The organism is Pseudomonas sp. MB-090624 (assembly GCF_003205245.1).
Taxonomy (GTDB): domain Bacteria; phylum Pseudomonadota; class Gammaproteobacteria; order Pseudomonadales; family Pseudomonadaceae; genus Aquipseudomonas; species Aquipseudomonas juntendi.
In genome coordinates this window covers 1-12017 of sequence record NZ_QJRK01000060.1, presented here as the reverse complement: position 1 = coordinate 12017, position 12017 = coordinate 1, and the positions used below count along the sequence as shown (strand labels likewise).

Annotated in this window: 3 protein-coding genes; 2 read left to right on the top strand and 1 reads right to left on the bottom strand. The window is 67.4% G+C overall.

All coding sequences use genetic code 11. The features are described from left to right. Window positions 1-92: 92 nt before the first annotated feature. Window positions 93-1484: an aspartate aminotransferase family protein gene (locus DMX12_RS25770; RefSeq protein ID WP_110679829.1), complete on the top strand. Its 1392-nt coding sequence runs from the start codon at window positions 93-95 to the stop codon at window positions 1482-1484. A 39-nt stretch (window positions 1485-1523) separates the two neighbouring features. Here DMX12_RS25770 and DMX12_RS25765 read toward each other — a convergent pair whose 3' ends face one another. Further along, the gene (locus tag DMX12_RS25765) at window positions 1524-2492 is read right to left on the bottom strand and encodes a siderophore-interacting protein (protein ID WP_110679828.1); all 969 of its coding nucleotides are present in this window, start codon (window positions 2490-2492) and stop codon (window positions 1524-1526) included. Window positions 2493-2710: 218 nt separating this feature from the next. Between DMX12_RS25765 and DMX12_RS25760 the strand changes: the two genes are divergently transcribed. Next, the coding region (locus tag DMX12_RS25760; protein ID WP_146226868.1) for a non-ribosomal peptide synthetase at window positions 2711-12017 on the top strand (9307 nt) is incomplete at its 3' end.

Here is a 12017-nt window from a genome sequence, read left to right as displayed (position 1 = left end):
AAATACAGTAACAACCGCTAAATCCTCCCGGCACCCAAGCGTTTTCCAAGCGACGAACACCCGCACTTTCGCTCGCTTGCGAGGATTTACCCATGTCCACCGCTTCCAGCCTTGCCCAGGTCCCGCCGGCCAGCGTGCCGCAGGTCCTGTACGAATTCACCGACTCACCGTTGCTGCAACGCCAGCAACAGCAGGAGTCCAACGCCCGCAGCTACCCACGGCGCATCCCGCTGGCGCTCAAGCGCGCCAGGGGTATCCACGTCGAAGACGTCGAAGGCCGACAGTTCATCGACTGCCTGGCGGGCGCCGGCACCCTGGCGCTGGGCCATAACCACCCGGTGGTGATCGAGGCGATCCAGCGTGTGCTGGCCGATGAGATCCCCTTGCACACACTCGACCTGACCACACCGGTCAAGGACCGCTTCGTTCAGGACCTGTACAGCACCCTGCCGGAGGCCCTGCGCCGCGAGGCCAAGGTGCAGTTCTGCGGCCCGACCGGGACCGACGCCGTGGAGGCGGCCCTCAAGCTGGTGCGCAGCGCCACCGGGCGCAGCACCGTGTTGGCCTTCCAGGGTGCCTACCATGGCATGAGTCAGGGGGCGCTGAGCCTGATGGGCAGCCATGGTCCCAAGCAACCGCTGGGTGCCTTGTTGAGCAGCGGCGTGCAGTTCATGCCATACCCGTACGACTACCGCTGCCCGTTCGGCCTGGGCGGTGAGGCCGGGGTCAAGGCCAACCTGCATTACCTGCAAAACCTGCTGCTCGATCCAGAAAGCGGGGTGCCACTGCCGGCTGCAGTCATCCTGGAGGTGGTGCAGGGCGAGGGCGGGGTGATCCCGGCCGATATCGAATGGCTCAAGGGCGTGCGCCGGATCACCGAGCAGGCGGGTGTGGCCTTGATCGTCGATGAGATTCAGAGCGGCTTTGCCCGTACCGGGCGGATGTTCGCCTTCGAGCATGCCGGCATCGTGCCGGACGTGGTCACGCTGTCCAAGGCCATTGGCGGCAGCCTGCCGTTGGCGGTGGTGGTGTACCGCGACTGGCTGGACACGTGGAAACCGGGGGCGCACGCCGGCACCTTCCGCGGTAACCAGATGGCCATGGCGGCGGGTTCGGCGGTAATCGATTACCTGGTCGAGCATCGCCTGGCCGAGCATGCCGAGGCCATGGGGTTGCGGTTGCGTGGGCACCTGCAGCGCCTGCAGCGGGACTACCCGCAGTTGGGTGATATCCGTGGCCGTGGCTTGATGCTGGGTGTGGAGCTGGTCGACCCGCAAGGCCAGCCCGATGCGCTGGGCCACCCACCGGCTAACCGCGACCTGGCGCCGAAGGTGCAGCGCGAGTGCCTCAGGCGTGGGCTGATCCTGGAGCTGGGTGGGCGGCATGGCGCGGTGGTGCGCTTTCTGCCGCCGTTGATCATCAGCGGCGAGCAGATCGATGACGTTGCACAGCGTTTTGCCGAGGCGTTGAGCGCGGCAGTCTGAGCCTTTGCCGGGGCCGCAAAGTGCCCCGGCTATCTCACATCAATCAAAGGTCCGCCCGGCCCGCCAATAGCCCATCAGGGTCAGGCACGCGCGTTGCAACCCGCGTTCCTTGATCAGATACCGGCGAATATCCATCACTGTCGCCGATTCCCCCGCGACCCATGCATGGAATGTGCTCCTGGCACTACTGGCCTGCTCCCACAGTATTCGTGTGTCGATATCCACCTCTTCCAGCTTTACCCGCGACGCGGCCTGCCCTTGAGGCAGGCTGGCCAGTTCGCGCACCGCATGCTGCATGGCCTGGCCATGCGCGCAGCCCAGCAGATCGCGCGGCAGCCAATGCAGTTCGGTGGCATCGCCATGGCGCAGATCCAGGCAGTCAGCTTGCAACGGCACCTCGATGAACGCCTGCACCGCAAGCTCGGGTTGGGTCCCTGCCAGTTGCTCAAGAATGCCGGCAATCGCCGGCAGTGCCGTTTCGTCACCTACCAGCAGTACGTTGCGCACGCCCTGGGGTGGCTTCCATTCATAACCGCCGGGGTCGCCGGCATAGTCCAGGTTGGGCGCAAGCATCTGCAGGCGGTCACCTACCTGGGCATGGGTGGCCCAAGCCGAAGCAGGGCCGTTGACGCCATGCAGCACGAAATCTACATCGACTTCCAGTGCTTCCCGACGCAGCGCGCGGATGGTGTAGGTACGCATGGGTGGGCGTTGCGCGGGCGGCAAGGCGCTGTGCGCCGTTTTCCAGTGAGCATCGGCGGGAACTACAGGCAGCGAACCATCTGGGGCGGGAAAGAACAGCTTGACCCGTTGATCGGGGGCCATGGTGGCCATCCGCGCCACATCCGGAGCGGTGAACACCAGGCGTGCAAGTGATGGGGAAAGGGTGATGCGTTGCTTGAGCTGCAGATCGAACAGGCGGTAGGCGCTGGCAGCCGGGCTGGGGCTGCCGACCAGGCGGCGCAGGCCTTGCTGGAGTGCCTGGGTGATGCGGGAGGGGGTAGGCATGCGAAGGTCCTCTTGCAGGGCGGCTTTGTTGGTAAACGAGCCGTCGCAACGGCAAATTAACGCCTCGCTGTGGGCCGGTCGGCCACGCCCGGGGTTGCCCCGGGGTGTGTCTGCAGCTGCCGTGGGGGGCGCTATGGCGTTAATTTTTTTCAGGTTGCATCCGTTTCGTAGGGATAGCCGGGCCCCGCCCGATACCTCACTCGTACGGAAGCAATCTGATGAATGCAGAAAAGTCCCTGCTACTGGCCCGCCGTTTCATTGAACTGCCGCAGGACAAACGCGGCGTGTTCCTCGAGACCCTGGCCAGGGAGGGCATCGACTTTTCCCAGTTCCCCATTCCGGCCGGGGTCCAGGCGCCGGACCGCCAAGGGTTGTCCTATGCCCAGCAGCGCATGTGGGTACTTTGGCAGATGGACCCCCAGAGCGGCGCCTACAACCTGCCAGGCGCGGTGCGTCTGACCGGGCAACTGGATGAGTCCGCGCTGGAGCAGGCGTTCGCCAGCCTGCTGGCGCGTCACCAGAGCCTGACCACCGTATTCGAGGTCCAGCCTGACGACAGTCTGCTCCAGGTCTATCGCCCGGTGGGCGAGGCCTTGATCGAGCGGGTCGACCTGCGTCAGTGGGATGAGGCCGAGTGCGAAGCGCAGGTGCGTGCCCAAGCCGAGGCCGAGTCCTTGCGTCCATTCGACCTGGCGCAAGGGCCGCTGCTGCGGGTGCGTCTGTTGCGCCTGGCCGAGCAGGAACATGTACTGCTGTTGACCCTGCATCATATTGTTTCCGACGGTTGGTCGATGAACGTGCTGATCGACGAGTTCAGCCGCTGCTACGACGCCTTCGCCGCTGGCCATGCGCCGCAACTGCCGGATCTGCCGATCCAGTACGTCGACTATGCCCTGTGGCAGCGCCGCTGGCTGGAAGCCGGCGAACTGGCGCGGCAGCTGGCGTACTGGCAGGCGCAGTTGGGCGATGAGCAGCCCGTGCTCGAACTGCCCTTGGATAATGCCCGGCCGGCGACCCCGAGCTTCAGTGGCGAGCGCCGCTCGTTCGCGGTCGATGCGGCCTTGGCCGAGCGGCTGCGCGGCTTCGCCCGGCAGCATAACCTTACGCCGTTCATGGTCATGCTTGGCGCGTTCGGCTTGCTCCTGCAGCGCTATACCGGCCAGGCCGACCTGCGTATCGGCAGCCCGGTGGCCAACCGCAACCGCGCCGAAGTCGAAGGGCTGATCGGGTTGTTCGTCAACACCCAGGTGTTGCGTGTGCGGCCGGACGCGCACCTCGAGGTGCTGGCCTACCTGCAAGGCATCAAGCAGGTCGTACACGGTGCCCAGGCGCACCAGGACCTGCCGTTCGAACGCCTGGTCGAGGCGCTGAAGGTCGAGCGCAGCCTAAGCCATGCACCGCTGTTCCAGGTGATGTACAACCACCAGCCGCAGGTCGCCGACCTGGCCACCGTGACCCTGGCCTCGGGGCTGCAACTGTCGCCCCTGGCATGGCGCAGCCGCACCACCCAGTTCGACCTGAGCCTGGACACCTACGAGCAGGGTGGCACCCTGCACGCCGCCTTCACCTATGCCAGCGACCTGTTCGAGGCCGCCACCATCGAACGCATGGCGACACACTGGCAGGCCCTGCTGCAAGCCCTTGTCAGCCAGCCGCACAGCGCGGTGTGGCAGTTGCCGATGCTCGATGACGCCAGCCGTCGCACAGTGCTGGAGGATTGGAACGCCACCGCTCGCGGTTATCCGCTCGAACGCGGCGTGCACCAGCTGTTCGAGGATCAGGTGCGCCGTGCGCCAGACGCCCCGGCGCTGGTCTGTGGTGATACCGCGCTCAGCTATGCGCAGCTCGATGCCCGCGCCAACCGCCTGGCTCACTTCCTCCGCGCGCAAGGCGCCGGAGCCGACAGCCTCGTGGGTATCAGCCTGCTGCGCAGCGTAGAAATGGTCGTCGGGCTGATGGCGATCCTCAAGGCCGGCGCGGCCTACGTGCCGCTGGATCCGGAATACCCCGAGGAGCGCCTGGCCTACATGATCGAGGACAGCGGCATTCGCCTGCTGCTGACCCATCAGGCGCTGCAGGGCAGCCTGCCGGTGCCCGCTGACGTGCAGTGCATCGCCCTGGACCAACTGACGCTGGACGACCAGCCCGCCAGCCCGCCCCAGGTGGCGACCGACCCACGGCAGTTGGCCTATGTCATCTATACCTCCGGCTCCACCGGCCGGCCGAAAGGCGCCGGCAACAGCCATGAAGCCCTGGCCAACCGCCTGCACTGGATGCAGGAAGCCTATGGCCTGTGTGCCGGTGACACGGTGCTGCAGAAGACCCCGTTCAGCTTCGACGTGTCGGTCTGGGAATTCTTCTGGCCGCTGATGACGGGTGCCCGGCTGGCCATGGCCGCACCCGGTGACCACCGGGACCCGGCGCGCCTGATCGAGACCATTCGTCGCCATCAGGTCAGCACGCTGCATTTCGTACCCTCGATGCTCCAGGCCTTCATCCACGAGTCTGGTGTCGAGACCTGCGACAGCCTGCGCCGCATCCTCTGCAGCGGCGAGGCATTGCCGGTGGACGCGCAGCTGCAGGTGTTCGGCAAGCTGCCGGCGGCGGCGCTGTACAACCTCTACGGCCCCACCGAGGCGGCCATCGACGTCACGCACTGGACCTGCATCGACGAAGGCCGCGACAGCGTGCCCATCGGCCAGCCCATCGCCAACATCCGTACCTATGTGCTCGATGCTGGCCTCGAGCCGGTGGCGCCGGGCGTTGCCGGCGAGCTCTACCTGGGTGGCATTGGCCTGGCCCGTGGTTACCACCGGCGTCCGGGGTTGACCGCCGAGCGCTTCGTTGCCGACCCCTTCGTGGCCGGACAGCGCCTGTACCGTACCGGCGACCGGGTTCGCCAGCGTGTGGATGGCGTGATCGAGTACTTGGGGCGTTTCGATCATCAAGTGAAAATCCGTGGCCTGCGCATCGAGCTGGGCGAGATCGAGGCGCGCCTGGCCCAGCATGCCTGGGTGCGCGAGGCCGTGGTGTTGGCGCTGGACGGCAAGCAACTGGTGGCCTACTTGGTGCTCGACGAAATGCCAGACGGCTGGCAGCAAGGGCTCAAGGCCTGGCTGCTGCAGGCGCTGCCGGAATTCATGGTGCCCAGCCACCTGATGCCGCTGGAGCAGTTCCCGCTGACCCCCAACGGCAAGCTTGACCGCAAGGCCCTGCCGCAACCGGATGCCGCTTCGCGCGGCGCTTACGTGGCGCCGCAAACCGATGTACAGCGTACCCTGGCGCAAGTCTGGAGCGAGGTGCTGGGCGTGGCCGAGGTTGGCCTGGACGACAACTTCTTCGAGCTGGGCGGCGATTCGATCATCGCCATCCAGGTGGTTGGCCGCGCTCGTCGCCAGGGCCTGCAGTTCAGCCCGCGCGACCTGTTCCAGTTCCAGACCGTGCGCGGCCTGGCCGGCGCGGTCGGGCGCCAGCCATCGTTGGCGGTTGAGCAGGCGCCGGCCACCGGCGAGGTGGCGCTCAGCCCTGTGCAGCGGCAGTTCTTCGAACAGGCCATTGCGGTCCGCGAGCACTGGAACCAATCATTGCTGCTCGGTGCCCGGCAACCGTTGCAGGCCCAGGCGCTGGTCGCTGCCTTGGGCGATGTGGTCAACCACCATGACGCCCTGCGGCTGCGCTTCGAGCCCGCCGCCGAAGGCTGGCGGCAGCACTATGGCGCGCCGGTCGCGCAGGTCGAGCTGTGGCAGCGCCAGGCTGCGGATGCCCAGGCGCTGACGGCGCTCTGCGACGCTGCCCAGCGCAGCCTCGACCTGCGCAGTGGGCCGCTATTGCGCGCCATGCTGGTCGACTTGCCGCAAGGCGAGCAGCGCCTGCTGCTGGTTATTCACCACCTGGTGGTCGACGGCGTGTCCTGGCGTATCCTCCTGGAGGACCTGGAGCAGGCTTATGCCCAGCGCCTGGCCGGGCAGCCGCTGTCGCTGGCGCCGCGCACCAGCAGCTACCAGGCCTGGTCTGCGCAGCTGCACGAGCAGGTGCCGGCGTTCGTCGGGCAATTGCCCTACTGGCAAGCGCAACGCGGCGATGGCGCACTGCCGTGCGACAGGCCGGACGCGCCGGTAAGCAACCGTCATGGGGCCAAACTGGCGTCGCGCCTGTCCCGCGAGCGCACCCGGCAGTTGCTGCAGGTCGCGCCCGCAGCCTATCGCACCCAGGTCAACGACCTGCTGCTGACGGCCCTGGCACGTGTCATCTGCCAATGGAGCGGCAGCCAGGCGGCGTTGGTGCAGCTGGAGGGGCATGGCCGCGAAGAGCTGTTCGACGGCATCGACCTGACCCGCACCGTCGGCTGGTTCACCAGCCTCTATCCGCTGCGCCTGGCCCCGCGCGCCGGTCATGGCGACTCGATCAAGGCCATCAAGGAACAGCTGCGCGCGGTACCGGACAAAGGCATGGGTTACGGCGTGCTACGTTACCTGGGTGACGCCTCGGTGCGCGAGGCCCTGGCGACGCTTGACCCGCCGCGCATCACCTTCAACTATCTGGGCCAGTTCGACAGCCAGTTCGATGCCCAGGCCTTGCTGGCGCCGGCCACCGAGCGCGGCGGCGACGGCCAGGACCCGGACGCGCCGCTGGCCAACTGGCTGACCCTGGAAGGGCAGGTGTACAACGGCGAGCTGTCGCTGCAATGGGGCTTCAGCCTGGCGATGTTCGACACCGACACGGTCCAGGCATTGGCCACGGCCTACGACCAGGAACTGGAGGCGCTCATCGAGCACTGCCTGGGCGTGCCCGCCGGGCAACCGTCGCCGTCGGACTTCCCGCTGGCGCGCATCACTCAGGCGCAACTGGATGCATTGCCGGTGCCCGGCCACAACATCGAAGACCTCTACCCACTGTCGCCCATGCAGCAGGGCATGTTCTTCCACTCGCTGTATGAAACCCAGGGCGGCGCCTACATCAACCAGTTGCGCCTGGCTATCGGCGGCCTGGACCTGGAACGCTTCGGCGAGGCCTGGCAGGCGGCCCTGGCGCGTCACGATATCCTGCGCAGCAGCATCCACTGGCAGGGCCTGGACAGTGCCCACCAGATCGTCCAGCGACAGTTGCCACTGCCACTGCGCATCGTCGATGAACCTGCGGCAGACCTCGATGCACTGGCCCGGGCCGAGCACGAGGCGGGTTTCGACCTGGCCCGCGCACCCTTGTTCAGGCTGCTGCTGGTGCGTACCGGGGCCGACGACTGGCACCTGGTCTTCACCTGCCACCACATCCTCCTGGATGGCTGGAGCAATGCCCAGCTACTGGCCGAGGTGGTCCAGCACTACGCCGGCGAGCGCATGTCGGCGCCGGCCGGCCGTTTCCATGATTACCTGGCGTGGCTGCAACGCCAGGACGCCAGTGCCGGCGAGCGTTTCTGGAAAGCCCGTCTCGGCGCCTTGCAGGCGCCGACGCTGCTCGCCCAGGCCCTGCGTCGCCCCGCCGACGCGCAAGGCGAGGGTGAGTACCTGGCCCGCCTCGACGCCGCGCAGGCCGCCGAGCTGGAGCGTTTTGCCCGTCACCACAAGGTGACCTTGAACACGCTGTTCCAGGCGGCCTGGGGCCTGGTGCTACAGCGCCTGACCGGGCAAGCCTGCGTGGCCTTCGGCGCCACGGTGTCCGGGCGTTCGGCGCCACTGCCGGGCATCGACGGCCAGCTCGGGTTGTTCATCAATACCTTGCCGGTGCTGATCGATGTCGCGCCCGATCGTCAGGTGGCCGGTTACCTGGCCGACGTGCAGGACTTCAACCTGAGCCTGCGTGAATTCGAGCATGTGCCGCTGTATGCCATTCAAGGATGGGCTGGCCAGCAGGGCGCGGCGCTGTTCGACAGCCTGCTGGTGTTCGAGAACTTCCCGGTGGCCGAGGCGCTGCGCCAGGGCGCGCCTGCCGGCCTGCGTTTCGGCGCGGTGAGCAATCACGAGCGCACCCACTACCCGCTGACCATCGGCATCGAGCTCGGCGATGGGGTCAGCCTGGCGTTCGGCTACGACCCTGCGCTGTTCGCGGCAGAGCAGGTGGCTCAGCTGTGCGCCGGGCTCCGCCAGGTGCTGGCGCAGATGGTCGCCACCCCGGCCGCGCCGTCAGGCGCGCTGGGCCTGCTTGACGATAAGGGGCAGGCCCAGGTGCTTGGCTTCAGCCAAGGCCGCGCACTGGCGTTGCCGAGCCAGGAACTGGTTCACCAGCGTATCGCGGCACAGGCCGCGCGCCAGCCCCAGGCCTTGGCCTTGCAATGTGGCGAGCTGCGCCTGAGCTATGGTCAGCTCGATGGCCAGGCCAATCGCCTGGCGCATGCACTGATCGCCAAGGGCGTACGCCCCGGCCAGCGTGTCGGCCTGGCCTTGCGCCGTGGCCCGCAGCTGATCGTCAGCCTGCTTGCCGTGCTCAAGAGCGGCGCGACCTATGTGCCGCTGGACCCGCAGTATCCACATGAACGGCTGGCCTACATGATCGAGGACAGCCGCTTGGACCTGTTGTTGTGCGACGACGGCCTGCTGGTCGAGTTGGCGCTGCCGACGGGGCTGCGTCGCCTGGAACTGGGGGTGTTGGGCGAGCAGGCCGCGCACTGTGGCGACCACGACCCGGATGTGCAGGTCGCCGCCGAGCAGCTCGCCTATGTCATCTACACCTCCGGTTCCACCGGCCGCCCGAAGGGGGTGGCGATCAGCCATGCGGCCCTGCGCGAGTTCAGCTACAGCGCCACCGGCTACTCCCGCCTTGAGCGCGACGACCGGGTGCTGCAGTTCGCCACTTTCAGTTTCGACGGCTTCGTCGAGCAATGCTATCCGCCGCTGTGCGTCGGCGCCGCGTTGATCATGCGTGGCGAGGACCTGTGGGACGCCGATCAGTTGGCGCGGTTGATTGTCGAGCAGGGCGTGACCCTGGCCGACCTGCCGGCCGCCTACTGGCACATGCTGGCCAAGACTTGCGCGGCGCGGCCGGGCCAGGGCCTGGGCAAGCTGCGTCAGGTGCACGTGGGCGGCGAGGCCATGTCGGTGGAAGGGCTGCGCCTGTGGCATGCGGCGGGGCTGGGCGGGGTCAGCCTGGTCAACACCTATGGCCCGACCGAGGCGACAGTGGTCTCCAGCGTGCATGACTGCCGCCTCGAAGATGCGCAGGACGCGTATGGCGTGCCCATCGGCCACGCCATCGCAGGCCGCTCGCTGTATGTGCTGGATTGTGCCGGCCAGCTGTTGCCCAGCGATGGCGTCGGCGAGCTGTGCATCGGTGCACCGAGCTGCCTGGCGCAGCAATACTTCGACCGCCCGGCGTTGACCGCCGAGCGTTTCCTGCCGGATCCCTTCGCCGAACAGCCTGGCGCACGCCTGTACCGCAGCGGCGACCTGGCGCGCTATACCCAGGCCGGGGTCCTGGAGTACGTAGGGCGTATCGATCATCAGGTGAAGATTCGCGGCATGCGCATCGAGATGGGCGAGATCGAGGCCTGCCTGCAAGGGTTGGCGTCGGTGCGCGAGGCGGCGGTGCTGGCCCTCGCCGGGCCGACCGGGCCGCAACTGGTGGCCTACCTGGTCGCTGCTCAGGCCACGCCGTCGGCTGACTGGCTACAGGGCATACGGGCTGCCTTGGGCCAGGCGCTGCCTGACTACATGATTCCCGCCCACCTGCTGGTGCTGGAACGGCTGCCGTTGAACAACAACGGCAAGCTGAACCGCGCGGCTTTGCCGGCGCCGGACTTCAGTGCCGCCCAGCAGGTCTACGAAGCGCCGCGCACGCCGTTGCAAGCACAACTGGCGACGATCTGGGCGCAAGCCCTGCAGGTCGAGCGCGTCGGCCTTGCCGACAGTTTCTTCAGCCTGGGTGGCCACTCGTTGCTGGCGACCGAGGTCATCGCGCGCATTCGCCAAGGGCTCGGGCTCGAAGTGCCCCTGCGGCAGCTGTTCGAGCAGCCGACCCTGGGGGCCTTCGCCGACCGTTGCGCCGCACTGGGCCAGGGGGCGGCCGCGGCGATTGCGGTATTGCCGCGCACGCCTGCGATGGCCGTGTCCTATGCCCAGGAGCGCCAGTGGTTCCTCTGGCGGCTGGACCCACAGAGCGCCGCCTACAACGTTCCGGCGGCGTTGCGTGTGCGGGGGCCGCTCGAGTTGCCGGCGTTGCAGTCGGCATTCGACCAGGTCATCGCCCGGCACGAGCCATTGCGCACCACCTTCGATGACGCCACGGGGGAGCTGCGGCAGCATATTCATCCGCACCTGGCGCTGCCCATCGTGATCGAGCACCCAGGCGAGCTGGACGATGCGGCGCTGGCGGCCTGGGTCGATGCCCAGGTGCGGGCGCCGTTCGACCTGGTACGAGGGCCGTTGCTGCGGGTCAAGTTGCTGGCCATGGGCGAGCAGGACCATGTGCTGGTCATCGTCCAGCACCATATCGTTTCCGACGGCGCCTCCCTGGAGGTGCTGGTCGAAGAGCTGCTGCACGGCTACCACGGCGAGCACTGTGCACCGTTGCCTGTGCAGTACGCCGACTACGCGGCCTGGCAGCGTCAGTGGCTGGACGGTGGCGAGCGTGCCCGCCAGCTCGATTACTGGCTGGCGCAACTGGGCGGCGAGCAGGTCGTGCTCGAGCTGCCGTTCGACCGGCCACGCCCGGCCCAACGGCGCTTGCGTGGTGCGCGCCTGGACTTCCCGCTCGAGGCTGAACTGAGCCACGGCCTGCAACAGCTGGCCAAGACTCAGGATGCTTCCTTGTTCATGTTGCTGCTGGCAGCGTTCCAGGCCTTGCTGCACCGCTACAGCGGCCAGGCCGACATCCGCGTCGGCGTACCGGTGGCCAACCGCACCCGGGCTGAAACCGAGCGGCTGATCGGTTTCTTCGTCAATACCCAGGTGCTGCGTGCCGAAGTCGATGGCGGGCAGGGCTTTGACGTCCTGTTGCGCCAGACCCGGCAGGCGGCGATGCAGGCCCAGGCCCACCAGGACCTGCCGTTCGAGCAACTGGTCGAGGCCCTGGCACCGGAACGCAACCTGAGCCACAGCCCCGTGTTCCAGGTGCTGTTCAACCACCAGTACGCTGCGCGCGCCGAGCGGAACTGGGGTGAACTGCGTGTCGAGCCGCTGCATTGGGACAGTGCCACGGCGCAGTTCGACCTGGTGCTGGATACCAGCGAGACCGCGCAGGGGCTGATGGTTTCCCTGGCATACGACACCGACCTGTTCGAGCGCTCGACCATCGAGCGGCTGTCGACCCACTTCATCAACCTGCTGCAAGGCATCGTCGAGCAACCGCACCAACCGGTGGCCGAACTGCCGTTGCTGGCGGCCGCCGAGCGCGAGCGCACCCTGGTCACGTGGAACGCCACCGCTGAACAGTACCCGCTGCAGCAGAGCATCCAGCAACTGATCGAAGCCCAGGTGCAGCGCACCCCGGATGCCCCGGCGCTGGCCTTCGGCGAGGTGCGCCTGAGCTACGCCCAGCTCAACGCCCGCGCCAACCGCCTGGCCCATCGCCTGATCGCCCTGGGTGTCGGCGCGG